Origin of the sequence: Pseudomonas sp. BN607, assembly GCF_029871175.1 — a bacterium.
GTDB lineage: Bacteria > Pseudomonadota > Gammaproteobacteria > Pseudomonadales > Pseudomonadaceae > Aquipseudomonas.
Map to the genome: position 1 here is coordinate 103,605 of NZ_SSOE01000060.1, position 23,834 is coordinate 127,438.

The following is a 23,834-nucleotide window of genomic DNA, read 5'->3' on the forward strand; positions in this document are numbered from 1 at the left end:
CAGCCCCCCTGTGGGAGCGGGTTTACCCGCGAAGAGGCCAGACCAGACAACCTCGTTGCCTGCTCCGACGCATTCGCGGGTAAACCCGCTCCCACAAGTATTGTGGGGGCTTGTATTTTCGTGCATGGGCTTTACGGTCCAGGCCGCTCCTACCCACGCCCTCACCGTCTACGGCGAAGCCCCCCGCTACCCCGCCAGCTTCCAGCATTTCGACTACGTCAACCCTGACGCCCCCAAAGGCGGCATCCTGCGCCGCTCGGCCATCGAGATCGGCCAGTTCGACCATGTCCTGCCGTACATCGATAAAGGCATCGGCGTCAGCGAGGTGGATGGCTTGCTATACGCGCCGCTGGCGGTGCGTTCATTCGACGAGCCTTACACCGTCTACGGCCTGATCGCCCGGCGCATGGAGCGCGGCCCTGGGGATGCCTGGCTGCGTTTCGACATCGACCCCCGCGCCACGTTCGCCGACGGCAAGCCCGTGCGCGCGCAGGATGTGCGCTTCACCTATGAACTGCTGATGAGCAAGGGCAGCCTCAAGTTTCGCACCCAGTTCGTCGACGTCACCGGGGTAACCGTAGAAAGCCCGCACAGCGTGCGCTTCGACTTCAGGCCCGAGCACGGTCGCACGCTGGCACTGGACCTTGCCAGCTTGCCGGTGCTGCCCGAGCACGACTGGCAGCAGCGCGACTTCGCCAACGGTGGCGGGTTTGACAAGCCGGTCGGCAGTGGGCCTTACCGCATCGGTCGGATCGACAACGGCCGCAGCATCACCTTTGAGCGCGACCCCACCTGGTGGGCGCGTGATCTACCGGCCAGCCGCGGTCGTTACAATTTTGCCAAGCTGCGCATCGAGTATTTCGGCGACACCGAAGTGGCCCGCCAGGTGCTCAAGGGCGGTGGTTACGACTACAACCGCGAGTTCTCAGCCACCGCCTACACCCTGGGCTACAACGGCGCACAACTGGACGACGGCCGCTTGCAACGCGCCCACCTGGGCCCGGCCAAACCGCAAGTGGCTCAGGGTTTTGTGTTCAACCTCGACCAGCCGCAGTTCAAGGATCGCCGTGTGCGGCAGGCGCTGGGTATGTTATGGGACTTCGAGTGGAGCAACCGGCAGATGATGCGCAACCTGTACATCCGCCAGCAAAGCGTGTTCTCCAATACCCCTTTGGCCGCTCGCCAGTTGCCGGATGCGGGTGAGTTGAAGCTGCTCGCCCCCTTGCGCGGCCAAGTGCCAGATGAAGTGTTCACCACGGTGTTCACGGCCCCGGTCACCGATGGCTCGGGGATCATCCGCAAGCAGCAGTTGCAGGCCCTGGCCCTGCTCGAACAAGCTGGCTGGCACCCCGATGGCGACCGCCTGGTCAACAGTGAAGGCGCGCCGCTGGCGTTCACCTTCCTCAATGGCCAGGCCGGCATGGAGCGCCTGCTACTGCCGTGGAAGCGCAACCTGGCCCAGATCGGCGTGACCCTGAATATCCGCAATGTCGACTCGGCGCAGTACGTCAACCGGCTGATGGCCCGCGATTACGACATGATCGTCACCGGCTACCCGGTCACCCTGTCGCCAGGTGCCGAGCTGTACAACTACTTTGGCTCGGCAGCCGCCCGCGACCCCGGTTCGAATAACCTGATGGTGCTGCAGGACCCGGCCGTGGACCGCCTGATCGACGGCCTGGTCCGTGCCAGTACCGAGGCCGACATGCTGCACCATGCCCATGCCCTGGACCGGGTCCTGCAATGGAACTACTACTGGATCCCCAACTACTACCCGCCGGGCAGCTCCACCGTCTGGTGGAACCGCTTCGGCCTGCCCAAGGTCCAGGCCACCTATGATGAAGGCCTGGACACCTGGTGGGAGGTCAGCCCTGCGGCGCTGACCAATGACCAAATGGCCGAACGCCGGAAATCAGCCCCATGACCAGCTACCTGCTGCGCCGCCTGCTGTTGATCATCCCGACCCTGCTGGCGATCCTGCTGGTCAATTTTGCCATTGTCCAGGCTGCGCCGGGCGGCCCGGTCGAACAAGCCGTGGCGCGCCTGCAAGGCATCGGCGGGAGCGCGCCGGGCGCACGGGCCGAGGTGGTCCATGGCGAATCGCGTGCCACCCGTGGGCTGGACCCGAAACTGATCGAAGAGATCAAGCGCCAGTACGGTTTTGACAAATCCGCCCCCGAACGCCTGTGGCTGATGCTCGGCCAGTACGCCCGGCTGGACTTCGGCGACAGCTTCTTCCGCGGCGCCAAGGTCACCGACCTGATCCTCGACAAGTTGCCGGTGACCTTGTCACTGGGTTTGTGGGCCACCCTGATCACCTACCTGGTGTCGATCCCGCTCGGCATCCGCAAGGCCGTGCGCCATGGCAGCCGCTTCGATGCCTGGAGCAGTGCATTGATCGTGATCGGCTACGCCTTGCCCTCGTTCCTGTTCGCCCTGCTGTTGATCGTGCTGTTCGCCGGTGGCACTTCGCTGAACTGGTTCCCGGTACGCGGCCTGGTCTCGGACAATTTCGACGAGCTCAGCCTGCTGGGCAAGGTCGCCGACTATTTCTGGCACCTGGTCCTGCCGGTCGGGGCATTGGTGATCGGCGGCTTCGCCACCCTCACCCTGCTGACCAAGAATGCCTTCCTCGACGAAATTTCCCGCCAGTACGTGGTCACCGCCCGGGCCAAGGGCCTCAGCGAGCGCCGGGTGTTGTATGGCCACGTCTTGCGTAACGCCATGCTGCTGGTGGTGGCCGGCCTGCCGCAGGCACTGATCACGGTGTTTTTCGCCGGTTCGTTGCTGATCGAGGTGATCTTCTCGCTGGATGGGCTGGGCCGGATGAGCTACGACGCCGCCGTATCGCGGGATTACCCGGTGGTGTTCGGCACCTTGTTCATCTTCACCCTGGCAGGTTTGCTGATCCGCTTGATCGGTGACCTGTCGTACACCCTGCTGGACCCGCGCATCGACTTCGACACGAGGGCGCACTGATGCTGTCGCCTGTCTCGCGCCGCCGCCTGCAACGCTTTCGTCGCAACCGCCTTGGCTGGATATCGCTGTGGCTGTTTGCCGGCTTGCTGGTACTGAGCATGGGCGCCGAGCTGGTGGCCAACGACAAGCCGCTGCTGCTGAGCTACAAGGGAGCACTGTATGTGCCTGCGCTCAAGCGTTATACCGAACAGCAGTTTGGCGGCCAGCTGCCCTTCCAGCCAGACTACCGCAGCACCTATGTCCGCCAGCTGATCGAGGGCCAGGGCGGCTGGATGCTGTTCGCCCCCATCCCGTTCAGCGCCGACACCCCCAACTACGACCTGCAAGTACCCACGCCCAGCCCGCCCAGCGCCAGCAACTGGCTGGGCACCGACGACCAGGGCCGCGATGTGCTGGCGCGGGTGCTGTATGGCACGCGGGTGTCATTGCTGTTCGCCTTCGCCTTGACCGTGGTCAGCGTGCTCATCGGCGTAACGGCGGGTGCCCTGCAGGGCTACCACGGCGGCTGGGTCGATCTGCTCGGTCAACGCTTGCTGGAGGTGTGGTCGGGGTTGCCGGTGCTGTACCTGCTGATCATCCTCAGCGGCTTCGTCGAGCCGGATTTCTGGTGGCTGTTGGGGATCATGGCGCTGTTCTCGTGGCTGACCCTGGTCGATGTGGTGCGCGCCGAGTTCCTCCGTGGGCGCAACCTGGAGTATGTGAAAGCGGCCAGGGCGCTGGGCTTGCCGGACAGCCAGGTGATGCTGCGGCACATCTTGCCCAATGCCCTGAATGCCACGCTGACGTATGTGCCGTTCATGCTCACGGGTGCGATTACCACGCTTACCGCGCTGGACTTTCTTGGTTTCGGGATGCCGGCCGGTAGCGCCTCGCTGGGTGAACTGGTGACCCAGGGCAAGCAGCACCTGGAAGCGCCCTGGCTGGGTTTTACCGCGTTTTTTGCACTGGCGCTGATCCTGTCACTGCTGGTGTTCATCGGGGATGCCCTGCGTGAAGCGTTTGACCCTCGCGGATGAGGATTCAGGCGCTGCACCGTGCATTTTGGTTTTACCCTGATCAAGACCCTGGCAGTGTGCGTGGTCATCGCCACGTTCTACGCCACAGGCATTGTCCAAGGAGCATTGCATGACCCTCAACGGCAAGACTGCACTCGTCACCGGTTCCACCAGCGGTATCGGCCTGGGTATCGCCCTGGTCCTGGCCCGGGCTGGCGCCAACATCGTACTCAATGGCTTTGGCGACCCGGCAGCGGCGCTGGCCGACATCGCCCGGCACGGGGTGAAGGTGATCCACCACCCGGCAGACCTGTCGGATGTAGCCCAGATCGAGGCACTGTTCGCCCTGGCCGAGCGTGAGTTCGGTGGTGTCGACATCCTGGTCAACAACGCGGGTATCCAGCATGTGGCGGCGGTCGAGCAATTCCCGGTGGAAAGCTGGGACAAGATCATTGCCCTCAACCTGTCTGCCGTTTTCCATGGCACGCGCCTGGCGCTGCCGGGCATGCGCACGCGCAACTGGGGTCGCATCATCAACATCGCCTCGGTACATGGCCTGGTCGGCTCGACCGGCAAGGCCGCTTATGTGGCGGCCAAACATGGCGTGGTCGGCCTGACCAAAGTGGTCGGCCTGGAAACCGCCGCCAGCCCGATCACCTGCAACGCCATCTGCCCGGGCTGGGTGCTCACCCCGCTGGTACAGAAGCAAATTGACGATCGTGCTGCCAACGGTGGCGACCCTCTGCAAGCTCAGCATGAGCTGCTGGCAGAGAAGCAACCGTCGCTGGCCTTCGTCACCCCTGAACACTTGGGTGAGCTGGTATTATTCCTGTGTAGCGAAGCCGGTAGCCAGGTTCGCGGCGCTGCCTGGAACGTTGATGGTGGCTGGTTGGCCCAGTGACGGGCGGCCTGGGCCTGGTGGTGGTTTCGCATTCGTTTATCTGCAAGGAGGCCTTATGCGCCCTACCCCAATCACCGCGATCCTGGCCCTCACCCTGGCGGCGGCTGCGCCCGCTTCAGCCGCCAGCCTGAAGGACGTCGCGCCTTACCCCGAGGCGGAAAAAGGCTTCACGCGCCAGGTCATCCACCTGCCGGCCCAGGCTGACGAATCGGCCTACCAACTGGAAATCCTCGCCGGCAAAACCCTGGAGGTGGACTGCAATCACCAGCGCCTGGGCGGCAGCCTCGAGGAACGTACACTGGAAGGCTGGGGCTACAACTACTACCGCCTGGACAAGGTCAGCGGCCCGGTCAGCACCCTGATGGCCTGCCCGGACAGCAAGAGGTCCAAAGCCTTCGTCCCGGTGGTTGGCGAAGGCTTCATGCTGCGTTACAACAGCAAGCTGCCCGTGGTGGTGTATGTGCCCAAGGACATCGAGGTGCGCTATCGCGTGTGGTCGGCATCGCAGGACGTGCAACAGGCTAACGTAGAGTAACGCGCAGCCCCCCGTGACCGGCGGGCGTCTACGCGACCCGCCCGCCCCGCAGGAGATTGCAAGGTTGTACGCCTGCGCTTTGGCGGTGGGATGCCGCTGGGCGCGGGATTAGGCATAATGCCCCCTTTTCTGCCCCAAGAAGCACAGGTACCCCAATGAAAGCCCAAGCCCGCCACATCCTGGTAAAGACCGCTGACGAAGCCGAAAAGCTCAAGCAGCGCATCGCCAACGGCGAGGCTTTCGACGTGCTGGCGAAAAAGTTCTCCACCTGCCCCTCGGGCAAGCGTGGTGGTGACCTGGGTGAAGTCCGCCCCGGGCAGATGGTCGGAGCCATCGACCAGGTCATTTTCAAGAAGCCGCTGCGCGTGGTACACGGGCCCATCAAAAGCAAGTTCGGCTACCACCTGGTGCAAACCTTTTACCGCGACTAACGCACTGGCCCTGTGCCACCTGACATTTTTGCCAGTTGTGGCCTTGACGCACACCTCTATACAACCCCGCTAACCCTGCGTGCGCTGTATGACGCGCGGGATTCTCTGGAGAATGGAGGCTTTCCCGATGCGTCTACGCCTGATGCTGACCCTTGGCTCACTCCCATTGCTGGGCATGGCCCTGCCTGCCGCTCAAGCGGCCTGTACCTTTACGCCCACCGCCGGTAACGATACGTACACCTGTGACAGCGGCAGTACACCCTCGCTGGTGGACACCAATGGCGATAACCGCCTGGTGTTCCCGGCATCCGGTAGCGGAACAATTGCCGGCGATGTCACCTTCGGTGCTGGCAAAGACAGCATCGACATGGCCGCCGGCAGTGTCGGTGGCAGTGTCACCCAGGGCTCTGGTATCGATGATTTCGTCATGAGCGGCGGCGTCATCGAAGGTAACCTCAACCAGGGCGATGGCCTGGACACTTTTCACATGAGCGGTGGCTGGATCAAAGGTACGTTCGACAGCGGCGACCATGCCGAAATGGACGGCGGTCGAATCGGCAACGTCAACATGCGCCTCGACGAGAACACCTTCATCATGCGGGGCGGCAGCGTGGACCGGAACGTCATCACCGCCTTCGACAAAGACTACGTGGAAATCTTCGACGGCAGCATCGGCGGCAACATCAGCGTCAGCGGCGGCGATGACCAGGTGTTGGTACATGGCGGCCAGGTAGGTGGGGATGTGTTACTGAGCACCGGCAATGACCGCTTCAGCTGGGACGGTGGTCGCATCGCCGGGCGAGTTGATGCCGGGCCGGGTGATGACAGGGCTTTGCTCAAAGGGCTCGACACTGAGGCGCTTGCCATCACCCTCGATGGCGGCGACGGTGACGACAGCCTCACCTTCGCGGCCAGCCAGGCAACGGGGGGCGCACGCTATGCGAACTGGGAGCGACTGGCGTTGAACGACAGCAGCCGGCTCGCACTGGATGACACGCTGGTGCTGGGTGACAGCAACAGCGGCACTGGCAGTATCGCCATCGACGCCAGCAGCACCATCACCTCGCGACAAGGCGCAATCACCCCGTTCGCCACGGGGGCGCGTGTCTCGGTCAGCAACGCTGGTACGCTCGACCTTACCAGCGGCAATGATGCCCAAGGCCGCCTGAACATCCAGGGCGACTACACCGGCAACAACGGCACCCTGCGCCTGAACAGCGTGCTGGCCGGTGATGGCGCCGCCTCCGACCGCCTGGTCGTCAGCCGCGGTGCCATTGGCGGCACCACCCAGCTGCTCATCAACAACCTCAATGGCGCTGGTGCAGCGACTGCTCAGAATGGCATCCAGGTGGTCGAAGCCCGTGATGGCGCCACCAGCACCACCACGGCCTTCGTCCAGACCCAGACCCTGTCGGCTGGGGCCTACGACTACCGGCTGTTCAAAGGGGGCGTGACCGCGGGCAGCGAAAACAGCTGGTACCTGCGCTCGACCCTGGTCGCAACTCCCGCCCCTGCCCCAGTGCCCGAACCGGGCGAGCCGACCCAGCCGACCGAACCGGGCGAGCCCCCCGTCATCGCCCCAGCCGTCACCCCACCGGTCGCGGCACCGGCACCCGGCCAGGCCGACCTGCCGGCTCCGGTACCCGGCGAAAGCCTGCCGCTGTATCGTCCGGAAGTGCCGGTGTATGCCGCTGCGCCAAGGGGCGCCGCGATCATCGCCCGCCAGGCACTGGGCACGTTCCACCAGCGCCAGGGCGACCAACAGTTAATGCAAGGCCAAGGCGCTCTGCCCGCCAGTTGGGGCCAGGCGTACGGCGGCACGCTGCGCCAGAAATGGAGCGGCACGGTCAGCCCGAGCCTGGATGGCGACCTGTACGGCTTCAAGGTTGGCCAGGACCTGTATGCCAAGGTTGGCGAAAGCGGTTATCGCCAGCACGTCGGTCTCTATGTCAGCCATAGCCGCCTGGACGCCGACGTCAAAGGGTTCGCGCTGGCCGTACAGGACCGCAGTGTCGGCGACCTGAAGCTCGAGGGCGACAGCGTTGGTGGCTACTGGACGCTGGTCGGGCCGCAAGGCGCGTACCTGGATGCCGTGGTGCAGTACACCCGCCTCGACGGCCGGGCCCGTTCCGAGCGGGGCGACAAGCTGAACATCGACGGCCATGCCGGGACCGCTTCGCTGGAGGCCGGGTACCCCATTGCCTTGTCCGAACGCTGGAGCCTGGAACCGCAGGCCCAGTTGGTTGCGCAAAAGGTCTCGCTCGACAGCGCCAACGACAGCGTCTCGCGCGTCAGCCATGATGCGCAGGTGGAGCTGACCGGCCGGCTGGGGATGCGCCTGGAGGGCACGTTCAAAGGGAGCAGCGACCGCCTGTTGCAGCCCTATGCGCAGGTCAACCTGTGGCACGGCGACGGTGGCCGCGACACCCTGACCTTCGATGACGTCGACAAGATCAAGACCGACTACCGCTACACCTCGGTACAACTGGAAAGCGGTGTAGTGGCGCAGGTCAATCCGGCGCTTAGCCTACAGGGCGGCGTGCAATACACCGCCAACCTGGACAGCCGCCAGCAGGAAGCCAGCGGCGTGAACCTGGGCCTGCGCTGGCAGTTCTAGCGACGCGCTGCCAGCAGACCGAGGCCGGCGCAGCCCAGCAGGGCGGCGCTGACCCGGTTGAACATGCGCCGTGGGCCAGGCTGGCTGAACCAGCGCTGCAGGTAGGCGCCCAGGCCGGAGTAGATAGCGATGGCCGCCCACTCCAGCAACAGGAACAGCACGCCCAGCCAGAGGAACTGCTCACCCACAGGGGTAGCACTGCCGACCGAAACGAACTGTGGCAGGAAGGCGGTGAAGATCAGGATAGCCTTGGGGTTGCCAGCCGCGACCCAGAATTCCTGACGTGCCAGGCGCCAGGTGCCGCGCGGGTGATCACCTGCGATCACGGCCTCACCGACCGGTGCGCGCCACAGCTGCCAGGCGATATAGAACAGGTAAGCCGCGCCTGCCACCTTGATGACCAGGAACAGGTATTCGCTTGTGTGCAGCACCACGGCCAGGCCCATGGCCGCCAGGGCAATCATGCCGCTGAAGGCCAGGATGCGCCCGCCGCCGGCCACGCAGGCGGTACGCAGGCCGTACCGGCTGGCGTTGTGCAGCGACAGCAGGTTGTTCGGCCCCGGCGCCATGTTCAGGGCAAAGCAGGCAGGGATGAAAAGCAGCAGGCTTGAAAGGTCCATTGTTGTTTTCCTCGTGCAACAGGCGTCTATTTCGGCGTTGCCGGGCCATGGGGTCAAGCTACAGCCAGCGACAAAAACTGTACGGGTACCTGGTAGCTGTTACGCTGGCACCGCCACCGAGGACCCTATGATGCCCCGTTCCCATGCCTTGATTTGGCGTGACCCAGCCCTGCCGCATGTCGAAAGCCGTCGCGCCTGCCACAGCCGCGCCTGCTACAAGGCCCACAGCCACCCAACATTTTCCATCGGCGCGGTGGACGCTGGCCTGAGCCATTTCAGCGGTGCGGGCGACGGGCAGGAGCGCTTGACACCCGGCACCCTGGTGCTGGTTCCGGCTCACCGTGTGCACGCCTGCAACCCTGCCCCTGGGCACGCGTGGAGCTATCAGATGCTGCATGTGGATGCCGCGTGGCTGACGCAATTGCGCCTGGAGTCGGGGTTGCGCGGTGCCGGGGCGGGCGAGCCAGCGCGTATCTGCCGGGAGCCCGGCGTGTACAGGCAGTTCTGTGAGCTGAACAGCTTGCTGTTTTCCGGCGCCAGCCACAGCGAGAAAGACGCCGCACTGATTGCCTTTCTAGGGGATTTGGACTATTCCGCACAGCCGCCGCTGCCGCCTGCGCCGGCATTGGCGGCGACGGCCTTGAGCGGGATGATCGCGCGGCTCGAAGGCCAGGACCCGGCGCAGCTCAGCCTGGAGCTTTTGGCACGGGGCGCCGGGCTTGGACGTTATCAGCTGATCCGTGCGTTTCGTGCGGCCACCGGATTTACCCCGCATGCCTTCCTCCTGAACGCGCGGATCAACCGTGGTCGGCAGCTGCTGGGTGAGGGGCAGGCCCTGGCGGATGTGGCCTGCCAGCTCGGGTTCGCCGACCAGAGCCATTTCCAGCGGGTGTTCAAGGCGCATGTGGGCGTAACGCCGGGGCAGTATCGGGGTTTACCTCGATAGGGCTGCGCAGCCGCCGCGCAACCCCATGCAATTTTCTTCAATACACCCAACCGGCCGGGCAGCAGACTGCGGTTTTCCCGCAGAGCAGCCCGGCCCATGCAACAGTTCCTGATCATCGCCCTCGCCCACTTCCTCGCCCTGCTCTCGCCAGGCCCGGACTTTTTCCTGGTCGCACGCACCTCGGTCAACAGCGGCTGGCGTATCGCCAGCGGCGCCTGCCTGGGGATCGCCCTGGCCAATGCCGCGTTCATCGCCATGGCCTTTGCCGGCCTGTCGGTACTGCAAGAGGGCAGCCTGCTGTTCACCACCTTGCAACTGGCCGGCGCCGCTTACTTGCTGTACATCGGCGTGCTGTTCCTGCGCCATGCCGGGCAGACCAGCCTGGGGGCAGTCGCCGGCAAGCAAGCGGTTCAGGGTTGGTGGCAAGGGTTTGCCATGGGTTTGCTGTCTGGCATCCTCAACCCCAAGAACGCGCTGTTCTATGCCAGCCTGGCCAGCATGGTCGCCAGTGCCAGCGTCGCCTGGAAAGCGACCTACGCCCTGTGGATGTTCGGGGTCGTGCTGCTGTGGGACCTGTTGGTGGCCATGGCCATCGGCAACCAGCGGGTACTTACGCGTTTCGCCCGCAGCCTGGCGTGGCTGGAGCGGGCCTCCGGGGTCATGCTGGTGCTGTTGGCGGTGGTGCTGCTGGGTCACCTGGCCCTGGGGTGACCAGCTGCAGGGTGCGCATGTCCATCAAGGTAAAATGCCCACTGGCCCAGCCACCGGTGTCCAGGTGCCAAACGTTACCCAGCAGCTTGGCCTCCCGCACCGGCGTGTGGCCAACCAGCAAGGCGCGCAGCCCCTGCACCGGCGCGCTATCCTCCACCTTCAGGCGTCGTCGCGACCACTGGCACACTTCCCTTACTTTGGGGTCGTCATGCAGTTCAAGCCAGTGTCGCAATTCGGCCCAATCGGCAAACGGGCTATCGGCATGCAGCAGGCCCACCAGCCCCGCCGCACTTTCAACCTCTATCGCAACCGGCAACTGCTCGAAGCGCTCGACGAAACCCAATTGCTCGCTGCGCGGCAGGTCAAGAAACCATCCGCCCCCTGCGGCGCGGTACATGTCCAGGTCGAGCCGCCCGCCGCGTACGCGGGTAATGGCCAGCGCCTCATGGTTTCCTTGCACGGCGTGGAACCACGGCTGCGCCAACCATTGCAGTGCCGCCCCGCTGTCCGGCCCACGGTCAACCAGGTCGCCCACGCTGAACAGGCGGTCTACGGCCGGATCGAAGCCCACCGCATCCAGGCATTGCTGCAGGCGCTGGAAGTGGCCATGGATATCGCCCACTGCAAGGTCCCTTCCGCGCAGGTTGGCCATCAGACGCCGAAACCGTCCCATTACAATCTTCCTCTGCTGGCGCCACCACGGCAGGGGTAAAATGAAGGCTCACGCAATCTGCCCCGGAGGTACATCATGCGTACCGCCTTCGTGTGTGCCGTGCTCTTGGCGCTGTCACTGGACAGCATGGCACAAGCTGCCCCGCCCGCGCAGGTCGAGGTGCGTTTCGACCACCCGGAAACATTCCGTGATGCCAGCCTCGACAGCCACGGATACGCCCGCGGCGCCGACGACTATGTCATGAAAACCCTTGGCCAATACCTGCAGAAGCTCGGCCAGCGCTATCTCCCCGCCGACGAACGACTGGTCATCGTGATCCGCGACATCGACCTGGCGGGGCGCTTCGAGCCATGGCACAGCCAGGCCTACGATGTACGCTTCATGCGCGAGATCACCTGGCCGACCATCGAGCTCAGCTACACCCTCAGCCAGCCAGGCAAGCCCGACCAGCAGGCTGAGGAACGCGTCAGCGACAAGATGTACCTGAGCCGCCCGGGCCGTGCTGCCAGCAGCAGCGACCGGCTGTTTGCGGAAAAGGCCATGCTCGACGACTGGTTCCGCCAACGCTTCGGCGCCCACGCGGCTTCCTGAAAAAGCCTTCACTGGAACAGGTGTTGGTGCCGATAGTATGCTCGGCCCTTCAACCTGTACCAGGGAATGGTCCACATGAAACTTTGCGCCGTACAACTGGCGTCGCTCAAAGGCGACTTGCCTGGCAACCTGCAGCGCCATCTGGCTTGCGTCGAGCAGGCAGCAGCACTGGGGGCCGAACTGGTGGTATTCCCCGAATTGTCGCTGACCGGTTATGAACCAGGCATCGCGCGCCAGGTCGCGTTGCCGATCACGTCCACACGTCTGGACCCGTTGCAGGCAGCCTGTGATCGCCTGGGCATTACCATTGCGGTGGGCCTGCCACTGCCATCACTCGACGGCATACGTATCGGCATGCCGATATTCAGCCCCGGCGCGCCGCGTCAGGCCTATACCAAGCGGCGCCTGCATGACGATGAGTTGCCTTGGTTCACCCCTGGTAACCAAGCCTTGCTGCTGACCGTGGGCCAGCACTGCATCGCACCTGCCATTTGCTACGAATCCATGTTCATGGCGCATGCTGCTGCGGCGCATGAACACGGCGCCGACCTGTACCTGGTCAGCGTGGCAAAAACCGCCAAGGGCATACACGAGGGATATGCGCATTACCCCGAGGTGGCGCGCGAGCTGGGCATGCCGGTACTGATGGCGAACTGCGTGGGGCCGGCCGACACGTTCATTGGCGCGGGCGGCTCGGCGGCCTGGGACAGCCAGGGCCGGTTGCTGGCCAGCCTGGATGACCAGAATGAAGGGCTGGTCATGCTCGACACCACCGCTGCCAGCGCAGTGGCCCTGCCCATGGCCCCGCACCCGGCATGATCTATCTGATTCTGGCGTTGCTCAGTTATGCCTGTACCTACTACCTGGTCGGCTTGATCATTCAGGGGCAACTGGCCGATGTGGCCGATGGCTTGCGCCACCGGCCCGATGCGCCCACGCCTGGCGAATACCTGCGCGAAGTCAGTGCCCATGCCAGGCGGGCCCACCGGCAATACACCCTGATGGCAGGCTCGGCGCTGGCGATCGTGGCCTGCCTGCTCGCCAGCGGGTTCGGCTGACGGCTTACAGGTCCAGTGCCAGGCTTTGCCGGCCCTCCAGCGCCAGCAGGTACTGCTTGGCCGCCAGGCCACCGGCAAAGCCGGTCAGGCTGCCCGACGCGCCGATGACACGGTGGCAGGGTGCGATGATCGAGATCGGGTTGCGGCCATTGGCAGCGCCCACCGCACGTACCGCGCTGGGGTTGCCGATCTGCCGGGCGATGTCGCCATAGCTACGGGTTTCGCCAAAGGGTATCGCCAGCAGCGCGGCCCACACCTGGCGCTGGAAGCCAGTGCCGGCAAAGTCCAGTGGCAACTCGAAACGCTGGCGCTTGCCGGCGAAGTATTCACCCAGTTGGCGAGCAGTTTCCAGCAGTACCGGGCACCCGTCGTCACGGTGCAGCGCGCCCAGGCGCACGCGGTTTTCCCGCTCCTCCTGCCACAGTACGGCAGCCAGGCAATTGCCGCGGGCCACCAGGGTCAGCGTACCGACCGGTGATTGCATGAAGGTGAATGCGCTGGACATCGGCGGGCTCCCGCAGGTTGCGATGAACCCACTGTACGCATCCACAGTCTTTCCTGCATCCGCTTTCTTGCTCAACCCATCGCGCAGCCGGCGATGCGTCGCGCCTGGCTCAGGTTGACCTTGGGGATCAACTCGGCGGGAATGCGCGAAGTCGCCGACAGGTTGTAGACATGAAAGTGCTCGTTGACCACCTCGCGGGCCATCAGCGTCAGCGAAGGCAGGATGCGGCTGTCCCAGTGCTGGTCAAGCCCGCAGGGCGAGCTTTGGCCCTGGTTGTTTTCATAGAAGCGCCCGGCGCTCTGGTCAAGGTCTACCCCCACCAGCAACACTTTTTCGAAGCCCAGGTGATAGGCCAGTTGCAAGGCCACATACGCCACCGTACGGGCATCGAAGAAACCCTGGGCAAGGTCCTTGCTGAAGGCAATCGAGCGGCTGCGTTTGCTCCACAGCGCGCGGTTGCAGACGCAACTGTCACCATGGCCGCGCAAACCGTCCAGCAGGCCCGGCGTTTCGGCTTTGTGCAACGCGTAACACTCAGTGGCTGCTGGCACTTCGATACCCGCATACTGCTCGGGCCACAGTGCCAGGCGTTCGCTGTCGCGCACGGCAGTGGCGAACAGGGCCGGCTGTTGTTCGCGGAAGCTCTTGTCGGTGCACACATAGAAGAACGGCTTGATGCCATGTTCGGCGGTCATGGCGACCGAGCCATTCATGGCGATGATGGGCAGATGCGCGAACTCGCGCAATGGGAAATGCTTGGCAGAAGCGCCCGAGGCCAGTATGACCACGGGGCCCTGCTGAGTATTACGACACGCCTCGAAACTGGAGAACGCCCCGCGTTCAGCACGTGGCTGCGACGGAAGTATGTTTATCAATGGCATCTTCAACAGCACAGTGCAAACCACAATCATGGCATCTTGAACTGGGCAGTGCAAACCGCAGTGGTGTGCCGTGTATATGCCGTGGCCGCTTTTACCCAACTTTACCAGGCTGGACGTTAATCAACCGCCAATTCCTTGATTGGCGGGATTTGTGGGTGATGAAGGCCGACAACCCCCAGCCAGGCGACGGACGGCCGCTGGCAACCCGTTATTTTCAGCGCCATCCAGCTGACCCGCCTGTCGAAGCCGTCAATTATTCATGAGCCAGCTTGATGCCTACCCAGGGTGAGACTAATACTTAAGTCTCTGCCTGGGGAGGCACGAAACATGCAACCAAGATTCGTTATCGTTCCCGCTGTGCCGATCGAAAAGGAGTCGTTCCGGATCGGCAGCCGGTATTACGCCGCGACTGTCTGTGGCGGGTTCGACATCTACGACAATCAAGCCAAGGAACGACTCAAACCCAGCTATCCGAGTCGGACGGATGCGCAGGTACAGTGTGAGCAGATGAACAGACGGGACAGGTGATCAACCGTCGGAGCGCCCACACGATGGGCGCCACGGTTCATTTACCTATTGACCTTGAAGTTGACTTCAAGCTTAGCCTTCTCCGGAACCTGGCCCACGCACTGCGTGGCAGCCCTTTTCCGGAGATCGCCATGACGCCGTTCCAGCCGCTGCACCTGCCCAATGGCAGTATCATTCCCAACCGCATCGCCAAGGCGGCGATGGAAGAGAACCTGGCCGACCCGGACCAGACCCCTTCCGACCAACTGTTGCGCCTGTACCAAGCCTGGGCCGAAGGCGGTGCCGGGCTGTTGCTGACCGGCAACGTGATGGTCGACCCCAGTGCCATGACTGGCCCTGGCGGGGTGGTGCTCGACGCCAGCCAGCCGCTGCAGCGTTTTCGCGAATGGGCGCGGATAGGCCGCGCCCACGGCGCGCAGTTCTGGATGCAGATCAACCACCCAGGGCGGCAGATGCAGGCCAACCTTGGCCAGCCCACCGTGGCGCCATCGGCCGTTGCCCTCGATATGGGCGGCTTGTCCCGGTTGTTCCCACTGCCCAGGGCGCTGGACGAGGTCGAGATCTCAGCCGTGATCCAGCGTTTCGCGCAGACCGCTGCACTGGCCGAACAGGCCGGCTTCAGTGGTGTGCAGATCCATGCCGCGCACGGCTACCTGCTGAGCCAGTTCCTGTCGCCCTTGAGCAACCAGCGCCAGGACCGCTGGGGTGGCAGCCTGGAAAACCGCGCACGACTACTGCTGGAAGTGGTCAGGGCCGTCCGCAAGGTGGTGTCACCCGGTTTTGGCGTGGCAGTGAAGCTGAATTCGGCAGACTTTCAGCGTGGTGGCTTCGAACCGGCGGATGCGCGCCAGGTGGTGGTGTGGCTGAATGAGTTGCCGGTGGACCTGGTGGAGCTCTCAGGCGGCAGCTACGAAGCACCGGCCATGCAGGGCGACGCACGCGATGGCCGCACCTTGGCGCGCGAAGCCTACTTCCTGGAGTTTGCCCGGGAAATCGCCGCCATCGCCAGGATGCCGGTCATGGTCACCGGCGGTATTCGCCGCCTGGCGGTGGTCGAACAGGTGCTCGCGAGCGGCGTGGCCATGGCCGGCATGGCCACGGCACTGGCTGTCGAGCCTGCCCTGCCCCGGCGCTGGCACAATGGCGAGACGACCGCCAGCGCTGGGCTGCAACCCATTCGCTGGAAACGCAAGGCACTGGCTGCCCTGGCCTACATGGCCCTGGTGAAGCTGCACATGCGCCGGCTGGCCGCAGGCAACAGGCCCAAGGCGCAGGCGTCGCCCCTGCGGGCCTTGCTGCTAGAGCAGACCTGCACCTGGCTGCGGGTAAGGCAGTACAGGCACAGGATGAAAAGCCGAGTCGGTTGAATAGAAACCGGGGCGCTCTGCGCCCCGATCGCGACGCAACCCCCGCCTGCCTCAGTCCAGGCATTCCTTGGCAGCCTGGCGCAGTTTGTCGCCAGACAGGAAGCTGCCCTTATAGAAGGTCGCGCGGCTACCCTCGCGAGCGTCGACCACGTCCAGCACATCGTCACTTGCCACGGCACTGGAGGCGGTCAGCCGATAGCCGTGGGCAATCGACTTTTGCGTGGCTTGGGGGGCCAGCGCCTGCCATTTTGGCAGGACACAGGCGGCGTACTGCTGGGGTGACTTTTTGGTTAGCTTGCTGGCAGTAGGTTTGCCTGGGGTTGCGCAGCCGGCAAGGCTGGTGATGAGTGCAGAAGCAATCCAGATACGAAAAATAGACATTTGCAATTGGCCGTCAAGAATAGGCTGCATTCTAGCGGGGGTTGCGCCAAGTTTCTAATCCACCAATGTCTTACTGCAACCTTTGCGCGCAATTCACATAAAAACGACCACCTGACGACACCGCGGCGAGTTCACTACAACCCTGAAACAGCCATTATTTGGTTCAACGTTGGGAACGAAATGAAGTTGCCCTGTTTCTGATTAGCAATAGCTCCAGGCAATGGCTGGCCAGCCTGGTGATTTCATCGACCCGCGCGCTCGTTTCCCAGGAGAATCCCATGCTGTGGTGGCTGGAACTACTCGCCCAATATGCAACCGCCACCGGCCTTGCCGTGTGCTGCATCTTCGTATTCTGGGCCTTTTGCCTGGCGTTCGGCAGCACCTACATGAAGCTGCTCTCAGTCCTGCTGGCCGCCATGTTGCTGCTGATTGCCGGGTTCCCGCATGGCGTGGACTTTGCGTTGGGCAAGCACCTGGTGCCTGGCGATACCAACGCCCTGCGGCTGTTCCTTGCCGATGCCTTGGGTGTCATCAGCGCGGTGATGGTCGCCTCGTTTTTCTTCAGCCCAGAGCGACTGCTGGACGAAGCCTGAGCCTGGGTGACACGGCCACCTGATATTTCTGCCAGTAGCGTAGACCCATAACGCCTGGGAAAGTGGTAGCTCCACTGACCTGCCCAGGACCCCGCGCATGAATACTGAACCCAAGATGACGCGTTTTTTTTATAACAACGACAGTCTCGCAACGGTGGGTGACGTCACTGTGTTCAGAGGGCTGGACAACATCCCCGTAGCCGAAGTGAAAACACAAGCGAAGCCAAGCGTTGGATTGCTGGCGATTGATGGCAGCAGCTCTGTTACCGCTGTGCTGGACAATGACCTTTCCCCTGACCCGCGCCCTTGAATGCTGGGGCCGAGCCCCGCCGATAGGGGGCATCGCCAATGACTTCGCTGCGGGTTATTCAATGCTGAAGGTTTGTACAAAATAGTTGCGCCCGCACCTGCCCTGAGGCGATGCTCACAGGCTCGTTGAAGCAACTATCAAGGAAGGCCTTTAGCACCATGGAAACGCTTCACAGCATCAAGTCGGACCTGGTGAAGACTGCTGACCACCTGGAACAGCTCAGCCAGGCCATGAGCGGCCACGCCAAATTCATGGAGGCCCGCGGAAGTTCACAAAGTCAAATCGACGTCACGGCGCACATCAAGTCAATCGATGGGGTTGCGGACGAGTTGCGCACCGTCGCCGCACGCATCGATGACATCGAGGGAGTTTGATCCCCGACAGCGCTGATCTACCCGGTATGGGGGGCGCATCCCCCATACGCGGGCAGATGCCTTGCCTTAACTGAACTTGAGCTTCACGACCTTGCTCAGCGCCCAGCCGCTGAATACATAGAACGCATCCAGGTAAAAGCGCCCTGCATAGTTGGGCAACGGTGCGTGATTCAACAGCACGTCAGGTTCGGGCGCTGGCGGAAACAAGGCATACAAGCCGTTGGGCAACACAGCCAGCGCCACCAGCAACAGGTACGTAGAGGCTTGCAGCAAGGTGGCGCGGCTGCGGAACCTTGCGGACAACTTCAGGCCATAGAAGGCGACCAGGCCAGCAACCGGCAGCACCCAGAAATGCGTCGGCATCCCGATGAACATTTCGGCAACAACGCTTCTTGCTTCCACCCGCTGTTCTCCATCCAAATGAGCGGATTATTGCGGGCGAAGCCGGCAAATGCAAAACCCCAGTGCCGTGGCGAACAATTAGCCGTCACTCAACTGCCTACAAAAAGCCCGCTCTCGACGGCGGGCTTCTTGTGCTTCAAGGCTGGCCCCTCATGCTTTTGAGCACATCAGTGCGGCATCCAGCAACCTGCCATGGTCATACCACGCATCACGCTGATAGGCCGAGAACTGTTGGCGGGTACCCGTGCTGCGTAATTCGACAAGCCCGTCAGCCTGGTCAGGGTCGGTACTCTCGATGAACAGCCTGACCGAGTTTTCACCCTCGACTTCGTAAGTTTTCACATGGCCTGGAAGTTCGCTTTTTACACACCCCAGGTACGCGGGTGGGCTTTTCGCGGTAGTGCCAGAGGTGTTGTCATGGCTGCCACGCACATCAGGATCATGCGCGCAGCCCGCCATGAACAACATGACGAACCCCGACACCAGTATTGCACCTGCAAGCGATCTTGAGCTCTTCACGCGACACACTCCTTACGCCCCCTCGAAGTCCGGCAAAGGATTGCCACATAACCTGCCCTTTTTGAGTTTTCGTAGGCCTATATTACTGCCCAATCACAACCGCCCATTAGCTCGGTTGGCTATATAGGTTTCGCGTCATGTTTGTGGCGCAGAACTGACAGTGCCAGTGCCCCCGATGCCGCGGGGCTTTCCCCATAACCGGGGTTAGCCGATGAAATTGAGAAACACAAAGGTAGCTGCCAAATCCAGTGCCAGTACGGCAACCACGCTGAAGATCATGTAATAGCGGTCATCCTGGGTCATTGCTGCGTACTCCGCTCGGTCTATTTCCCAGGGTCGCAGCAATAACCGTTCCAGCGCTGCCAAAATCGCTACTTAAGAGAACGCTCGACACAGACGAATCCATCGCAGACCCTCTAAAGCCACCCACAAGGATGCCCAGGAACAAATGCCATGGATTGCCTTCCGACGCTGTTCACCGATCGTCTTGTTCTCACGCCACTCCGATTGCAGGATGCACCCATCATCCAGGCGTTGTTTCCCCAATGGGAGGTAGTCCGTTATCTGGATCGCCGGGTCCCCTGGCCGTATCCAGAAGATGGAGCTCTTGCTTATGTCCGCGATGTCGCCCTGCCGGCCATGGCAGCGGGCCGTGAATGGCATTGGATGATCCGCCTGCGTACCAATGCCGAGCGCACCATTGGCAGCATCAGTTTGTTTGAGCAGCCTGGTAACAACAGAGGCTTCTGGCTTGCCCCGCAGTGGTGGGGAAAAGGCTACATGCGTGAAGCATGCAGGATCATCAACGCGTATTGGTTCGAGACATTGTCGCGCCCGGTCATGCAGGTGCCTAAAGCGGTCGCCAACCACGCGTCCCGCAAGGTCTCAGCGTCTGAGGGTATGCGCTTGGTGAGCGTACGAGAAGGTGAATTTGTCTGTGGGCTGATGCGCGTCGAAATTTGGGAAATGACACGCGGTGAGTGGCTTGGCCGGTCGATAGTCAGCCATTAGTTCTCTTCGGTTCGGGTATCGGCAGCTATGGGTTTCTGAAATGCTGGTTGGCTCGCCCTGTGATTCGCAGGCCAGACAACGTCTCTGTGGGAGCGGGCTCGCCCCGCGAACACGGGCATAGCCCGTGCCAGACATCTCTATTTTTGGGGCCGGCCTCTTCGCGGGACAAGCCCGCTCCCACAATTATCACCTCTCCCTCACTGGCAACTTGGGGTCGAAAGCTGACGTCCGCGTCCGGAGGCTAGCGACCCATAGCGGTACCTCATCCGGGTAATAAACAATTCACCCGCATTGGGTCATCTGTGCCTGTCAGGTCGTCACCCCCACGAAGCATTCCACTCGGTTTCGCCCCGTTTCTTTAGCCCGGTAAAGGCATTCATCCGCACGTTTGAGAACTGTCTCGCACGCCATGGTGGCATCGTCGCAACTTGCCACTCCAATCGATACGGTGATGCGGCCCACGATCGGGATCTCGCTGTTCGCGACAGCCTCACGAACCCGTTCTGCAATCAGGTTCGCGACATCCGTGCCTGCGTCGGGCAGTATCAGCAGAAACTCCTCGCCACCGGCCCTGCACGCCAGATCAGCGGCCCGGCAATGCTCCATAAGCGTCTGTGCGACCTGCCTGATTGCCAAGTCGCCTTTGTCGTGGCCAAAAGTGTCATTGACCCGCTTGAAGTGGTCGATGTCTACCGACAACACCGAGTAGTTTCGCCCGGCCGTTTGCAAGCCTTGCAACTCATCGTCCATTGCCCTGCGGTTGGCCAATCCGGTGAGCGGGTCGGTAAGGGCCTGGCGGTTGAGCCGGCCCATCTTCGCCTGCAGCAACTGCACCCCTGCCAGCATGGCCTGGCGAATGGCCGCTGCTTCACGGTACCAAGCATTGACCCGACGCAGGTCCTCGGTGGTTTGCGGGGCGGCCAGCTGGCCGGCAATCCTGGAAAGCTCACGCAAGGGCCGTGAGATCATCAGGGCACCGGCACCAATCAAGACGATGCCGATGATCGCAGCCGGGACCATGCCCATTACCATGTCGCGCATCAACGTACTCAGTGGTGCCAGACTTACGTCCTGCGGCTGCTGGGCAACCACTGCCCAACCCGCGCCCGATACCTGGGCATATCCCGCCAGCATCGGGATGCCTTTGTAGTTGCGCACCGCCATGGAGCCGCTACGGCCCAGTAACGCGGCGTCGACTGTCTTGCTGTAGCCAAGCTTTTCGCCAATCCGCGCACTGTCTGGGTGATAGAGCAATTGCCGATCCCGGTCGGCAACGAACGCAAAAGTGCCCTCATGGTAAAAGTGCTGGCTGATCAACGTATGCAGTGCACTTTCCTGCTGCAGATAAATGGAGCCACCCACAATGCCGACAAAGCGGTGGGCAGCGTCGAAGACCGGTACGGCAACGAATACCACCCTGTTGCCAGCAGCCGACATATAGGCAGAGCTGACGTAGGGTTGGCGCGCTGCAAGTGCCTGATTGACCGCCTCAGAGCCCAATGTCGAGCCATTCATCTGTAGGGTGTCAGGGAACACATCCAAGACTTTGGAGGTGGCGTCGACGATGATGATAGCGTTGAAATCAGCGTCCTGTTGCTGCAGTCGCAGCGTCTCGGCATGCATGATTTCAGCGCTGCCCCAGTGGCTGCCCAGTCGTTCGGCACTGAATTGCAAATGGCTCTGCGCCCCACGGATGAATTCCTCGATGCTCGATGCGAGCTTGGCTGCATACGCGCTGTTCGATAGCAAGGCGTGTTCGATCAGTGCTTCACGCTGCACCCGATAGGCGGTGACCAGGCCGTTGACCAAGGTCGCCAGCATGGCCACCAGCACCAGGCCAAGAATCAGCAGCCGCAAGTCGAGTACCTTCGTCAAGCTGCAGGGTCCGCCCAATTGTGTGTCGGGTGGTGGTTGCTGTTCGCCAGGCTGGTTAATCACGGCTGCGCGCCCTCCCCTCAAGCCATCGCGCCGCTACTATCGTTGACAGCTTCATGCTCTCTCCTTGACTGCCTCCCCAGCAGGCCCGCTGGCCTGGGCTAACCATAGCCAATCCCGCATTACCCGCAACTGTGCGCCGCTCGATCATACCGGGCCATGGCTGACGAAACCGGTGCCTCGGCTGACGTCGTGGAACACGATCATTGAGGCTAGATCAAAGGTGCACAAAGACTTGATGCCGGCAACTGAATGCTGCCTGAAGCCGACTATGCTGGAAGCAACTCACTCGCAGGCACAGGGGCTGATAAATGAGCAGGCAGCGCAGGTTCGGACGGGTTGCTTGGCTGACGCTGCTTATCCACGTGCTGTTTTCCCCTCTGCTTCATGCGGACACACCTGGGGCCGTACCCGAGATAGAGGGTGTCGTTGCCGAGCCCGCCCCCCTGACCGTCATGAACCGCACGGTGTTGGTGTTTCGTGCGTCCCTGCTGGGCGAAACACCTGCGGTGCGTGCCCAGCGCGCCAAGAAGGTCATCGAGGACACGCTCCAGGAAACCAATGACCTGGAGGTCCGCCTCGACCCTATTCTGCACAGCTACCTGGTGCTGCTGGGCGGGCGGCGTGCCTTCATTGTGACGCCACTGGATGCTGCGGCCGATAGCATCACAGCGGGCGAGGCAGCCGAGCAGGCGGCCGAGAATCTGCGTTTGGTTGTGGAGGAAACCCGTCAGGCGCGTAGCCTGCGCTTTTTGCTCACCGCGATAGGCTACAGCGCTGCAGCCACTTTGATCTTTTTCATTCTGGCCAAGGCCGCAGGCTACTGTCGACGCAAGCTCCTGGGGCTGTTACCTGCATTGATGGGCAAACATTCCGAGCGTTTCAAGGTCGGCCACACGCCACTGTTCGACCTGCAAAACCTCTACTACCTGATCGACCGCTCGCTGTGGCTGCTGTACTGGTTGGTACTGTTGTTGCTGTGCTACCAGTGGCTCGGCTTCGTACTCTCTCAGTTCCCCTATACCCGGTCTTGGGGTGAAAGCCTCAATATCCACCTGATGGATCTGCTCGACTACCTGATCAGCGGCATTCTGCGTGCCCTGCCCGGCCTGGCGGTTGCACTGTCGATCTTCTTCATCGCCCGTGGCATCAGCGCTTTCTCCAAGCGCGTGCTACGGCGCATGGCACGCCCGGGCACGTTGAAGTGGCTGACCACCGAAACCTTGCAACCGACCATGCGCCTGACTTCGCTGGCGATCTGGCTATTCGCGCTGGTGATGGCCTACCCCTACCTGCCCGGGTCAGGTACCGATGCTTTCAAGGGGCTGTCAGTGTTGCTCGGTCTGATGATTTCGCTGGGTGCAACCAGCGTCATAGGCCAAGGCGCTGCGGGGTTGATCCTCACCTACACCCGCACGCTGCGCGTCGGTGAATTTGTGCGCGTAGCCGACTACGAGGGCACAGTGACCGAGGTGGGCATGTTCACCACGACGATTCGCACCGGGCTTGGCGAAGTCCTGACACTTCCCAACTCCATGATTACCGGCTCGGTCACGAAGAACTATTCACGCATCGTGCAAGGGCCAGGCTATGTGGTCGATACCGTTGTGACCATCGGCTATGACACGCCTTGGCGCCAGGTCGAAGCGATGCTGCTGGAAGCGGCGCGGCGCACCGAGGGCGTGTTGCAGGAGCCCCAACCCCAGGTATTCCAGACGGCACTTTCGGACTTTTACCCAGAATATCGCTTGGTGGCCCAAGCCATCCCTTCAGAACCCAGACCACGCGCGTTGCTGCTGAGCCTGCTGCACGCCAATATCCAGGATGTGTTCAACGAGTTTGGCGTGCAGATCATGTCGCCCCACTACCTCGGCGATCCGGAGCAACCCAAATGGGTACCCAAGGAGCAGTGGCATGCCGCCCCATCCAAGCCTGAAAACACCACTTGAGGACTGTTTGCTCAGGGGGTGG

The 23,834-nt window shown here is 62.5% G+C and carries 27 protein-coding genes; 19 read left to right on the top strand and 8 right to left on the bottom strand.

Features of this window, described 5'->3' with window-relative positions:
* Positions 1-124 precede the first annotated feature (124 nt).
* The 7 genes from E8E68_RS17180 to E8E68_RS17210 all read left to right on the top strand — a co-directional run bounded on the left by E8E68_RS17180 (position 125) and on the right by E8E68_RS17210 (position 8,458).
* Positions 125-1,924 carry an extracellular solute-binding protein gene (locus tag E8E68_RS17180; protein WP_280343085.1) on the top strand — a complete coding sequence of 600 codons (1,800 nt, stop codon included), beginning with the start codon at positions 125-127 and terminating at the stop codon, positions 1,922-1,924.
* Positions 1,921-2,979 carry a microcin C ABC transporter permease YejB gene (yejB, locus tag E8E68_RS17185; RefSeq protein WP_266029578.1) on the top strand — a complete coding sequence of 353 codons (1,059 nt, stop codon included), beginning with the start codon at positions 1,921-1,923 and terminating at the stop codon, positions 2,977-2,979. The genes E8E68_RS17180 and yejB overlap by 4 nt, the downstream gene beginning before the upstream one ends.
* Positions 2,979-3,995, top strand: a complete 1,017-nt coding sequence (locus E8E68_RS17190) for an ABC transporter permease (protein WP_280343090.1) — start codon at positions 2,979-2,981, stop codon at positions 3,993-3,995. The genes yejB and E8E68_RS17190 overlap by 1 nt, the downstream gene beginning before the upstream one ends.
* Positions 3,996-4,104: 109 nt before the next feature.
* Positions 4,105-4,875, top strand: coding sequence for a 3-hydroxybutyrate dehydrogenase (gene hbdH, locus E8E68_RS17195; RefSeq protein WP_280343093.1), 771 nt, complete (start codon positions 4,105-4,107; stop codon positions 4,873-4,875).
* A 55-nt stretch (positions 4,876-4,930) separates the two neighbouring features.
* Positions 4,931-5,410: a serine protease inhibitor ecotin gene (eco, locus tag E8E68_RS17200; protein ID WP_280343096.1), complete on the top strand. Its 480-nt coding sequence runs from the start codon at positions 4,931-4,933 to the stop codon at positions 5,408-5,410.
* A 155-nt stretch (positions 5,411-5,565) separates the two neighbouring features.
* Entirely contained in the window at positions 5,566-5,841 is a 276-nt protein-coding gene (locus E8E68_RS17205) for a peptidylprolyl isomerase (RefSeq protein ID WP_009686637.1), read from the top strand.
* A gap of 112 nt (positions 5,842-5,953) precedes the next feature.
* Positions 5,954-8,458: an autotransporter outer membrane beta-barrel domain-containing protein gene (locus E8E68_RS17210; RefSeq protein ID WP_280343099.1), complete on the top strand. Its 2,505-nt coding sequence runs from the start codon at positions 5,954-5,956 to the stop codon at positions 8,456-8,458.
* On the opposite strand, the gene E8E68_RS17215 is transcribed toward E8E68_RS17210, so the two are convergent.
* A complete protein-coding gene (locus tag E8E68_RS17215; RefSeq protein ID WP_280343101.1) occupies positions 8,455-9,078 on the bottom strand; it encodes a LysE family translocator in 624 nt (207 codons plus the stop codon). The genes E8E68_RS17210 and E8E68_RS17215 overlap by 4 nt on opposite strands.
* A gap of 130 nt (positions 9,079-9,208) precedes the next feature.
* On the opposite strand from E8E68_RS17215, the gene E8E68_RS17220 reads away from it, so the two are divergent.
* Both E8E68_RS17220 and E8E68_RS17225 read left to right on the top strand, forming a co-directional pair.
* Entirely contained in the window at positions 9,209-10,024 is an 816-nt protein-coding gene (locus E8E68_RS17220; protein ID WP_280343104.1) for an AraC family transcriptional regulator, read from the top strand.
* A gap of 96 nt (positions 10,025-10,120) precedes the next feature.
* Positions 10,121-10,735, top strand: a complete 615-nt coding sequence (locus E8E68_RS17225) for a LysE family transporter (RefSeq protein ID WP_266029569.1) — start codon at positions 10,121-10,123, stop codon at positions 10,733-10,735.
* Here the strand turns inward: E8E68_RS17225 and E8E68_RS17230 are convergent.
* Positions 10,683-11,408: a metallophosphoesterase gene (locus E8E68_RS17230; RefSeq protein ID WP_266029568.1), complete on the bottom strand. Its 726-nt coding sequence runs from the start codon at positions 11,406-11,408 to the stop codon at positions 10,683-10,685. The genes E8E68_RS17225 and E8E68_RS17230 overlap by 53 nt on opposite strands.
* 75 nt (positions 11,409-11,483) lie before the next feature.
* On the opposite strand from E8E68_RS17230, the gene E8E68_RS17235 reads away from it, so the two are divergent.
* From E8E68_RS17235 to E8E68_RS17245, 3 genes are all read left to right on the top strand, one after another.
* Entirely contained in the window at positions 11,484-11,999 is a 516-nt protein-coding gene (locus E8E68_RS17235; protein WP_266029567.1) for a DUF3016 domain-containing protein, read from the top strand.
* Positions 12,000-12,074: 75 nt separating this feature from the next.
* Positions 12,075-12,818 carry a carbon-nitrogen hydrolase family protein gene (locus E8E68_RS17240; RefSeq protein WP_280343108.1) on the top strand — a complete coding sequence of 248 codons (744 nt, stop codon included), beginning with the start codon at positions 12,075-12,077 and terminating at the stop codon, positions 12,816-12,818.
* A complete protein-coding gene (locus E8E68_RS17245; RefSeq protein WP_266029565.1) occupies positions 12,815-13,057 on the top strand; it encodes a hypothetical protein in 243 nt (80 codons plus the stop codon). The genes E8E68_RS17240 and E8E68_RS17245 overlap by 4 nt, the downstream gene beginning before the upstream one ends.
* Positions 13,058-13,061: 4 nt before the next feature.
* Here E8E68_RS17245 and E8E68_RS17250 read toward each other — a convergent pair whose 3' ends face one another.
* On the bottom strand, positions 13,062-13,562 hold the full coding sequence (locus E8E68_RS17250; RefSeq protein ID WP_266029564.1) for a methylated-DNA--[protein]-cysteine S-methyltransferase: 501 nt from the start codon (positions 13,560-13,562) through the stop codon (positions 13,062-13,064).
* Positions 13,563-13,633: 71 nt separating this feature from the next.
* On the bottom strand, positions 13,634-14,434 hold the full coding sequence (locus tag E8E68_RS17255; RefSeq protein ID WP_266029657.1) for a lipopolysaccharide biosynthesis protein: 801 nt from the start codon (positions 14,432-14,434) through the stop codon (positions 13,634-13,636).
* Positions 14,435-14,770: 336 nt separating this feature from the next.
* On the opposite strand from E8E68_RS17255, the gene E8E68_RS17260 reads away from it, so the two are divergent.
* Positions 14,771-14,971, top strand: a complete 201-nt coding sequence (locus E8E68_RS17260) for a hypothetical protein (protein WP_266029563.1) — start codon at positions 14,771-14,773, stop codon at positions 14,969-14,971.
* Positions 14,972-15,102: 131 nt separating this feature from the next.
* Positions 15,103-16,338 carry an NADH:flavin oxidoreductase/NADH oxidase family protein gene (locus E8E68_RS17265; protein WP_266029562.1) on the top strand — a complete coding sequence of 412 codons (1,236 nt, stop codon included), beginning with the start codon at positions 15,103-15,105 and terminating at the stop codon, positions 16,336-16,338.
* Between the two features lie 51 nt (positions 16,339-16,389).
* Here E8E68_RS17265 and E8E68_RS17270 read toward each other — a convergent pair whose 3' ends face one another.
* Positions 16,390-16,749 carry a hypothetical protein gene (locus E8E68_RS17270; protein ID WP_266029561.1) on the bottom strand — a complete coding sequence of 120 codons (360 nt, stop codon included), beginning with the start codon at positions 16,747-16,749 and terminating at the stop codon, positions 16,390-16,392.
* A gap of 248 nt (positions 16,750-16,997) precedes the next feature.
* On the opposite strand from E8E68_RS17270, the gene E8E68_RS17275 reads away from it, so the two are divergent.
* The 3 genes from E8E68_RS17275 (at position 16,998) to E8E68_RS17285 (ending at position 17,996) form a co-directional block, all read left to right on the top strand.
* Positions 16,998-17,312, top strand: a complete 315-nt coding sequence (locus tag E8E68_RS17275; RefSeq protein ID WP_266029560.1) for a hypothetical protein — start codon at positions 16,998-17,000, stop codon at positions 17,310-17,312.
* Positions 17,313-17,409: 97 nt separating this feature from the next.
* Positions 17,410-17,622, top strand: a complete 213-nt coding sequence (locus E8E68_RS17280) for a hypothetical protein (protein WP_266029559.1) — start codon at positions 17,410-17,412, stop codon at positions 17,620-17,622.
* Between the two features lie 158 nt (positions 17,623-17,780).
* Positions 17,781-17,996: a hypothetical protein gene (locus tag E8E68_RS17285; RefSeq protein WP_266029558.1), complete on the top strand. Its 216-nt coding sequence runs from the start codon at positions 17,781-17,783 to the stop codon at positions 17,994-17,996.
* Between the two features lie 66 nt (positions 17,997-18,062).
* On the opposite strand, the gene E8E68_RS17290 is transcribed toward E8E68_RS17285, so the two are convergent.
* Both E8E68_RS17290 and E8E68_RS17295 read right to left on the bottom strand, forming a co-directional pair.
* Positions 18,063-18,371, bottom strand: coding sequence for a hypothetical protein (locus E8E68_RS17290; protein ID WP_266029656.1), 309 nt, complete (start codon positions 18,369-18,371; stop codon positions 18,063-18,065).
* 177 nt (positions 18,372-18,548) lie between these two features.
* Positions 18,549-18,917, bottom strand: coding sequence for a hypothetical protein (locus tag E8E68_RS17295; protein WP_266029557.1), 369 nt, complete (start codon positions 18,915-18,917; stop codon positions 18,549-18,551).
* Positions 18,918-19,370: 453 nt separating this feature from the next.
* On the opposite strand from E8E68_RS17295, the gene E8E68_RS17300 reads away from it, so the two are divergent.
* Positions 19,371-19,928 carry a GNAT family N-acetyltransferase gene (locus E8E68_RS17300; RefSeq protein ID WP_280343116.1) on the top strand — a complete coding sequence of 186 codons (558 nt, stop codon included), beginning with the start codon at positions 19,371-19,373 and terminating at the stop codon, positions 19,926-19,928.
* Positions 19,929-20,237: 309 nt separating this feature from the next.
* Here E8E68_RS17300 and E8E68_RS17305 read toward each other — a convergent pair whose 3' ends face one another.
* Positions 20,238-21,749: a sensor domain-containing diguanylate cyclase gene (locus E8E68_RS17305; RefSeq protein ID WP_280343353.1), complete on the bottom strand. Its 1,512-nt coding sequence runs from the start codon at positions 21,747-21,749 to the stop codon at positions 20,238-20,240.
* Positions 21,750-22,174: 425 nt separating this feature from the next.
* Here E8E68_RS17305 and E8E68_RS17310 point away from each other — a divergent pair, with 425 nt between their 5' ends.
* Complete coding sequence (locus tag E8E68_RS17310; protein WP_266029555.1) at positions 22,175-23,812, top strand: mechanosensitive ion channel family protein; 1,638 nt, start codon at positions 22,175-22,177, stop codon at positions 23,810-23,812.
* Positions 23,813-23,834 lie beyond the last annotated feature (22 nt).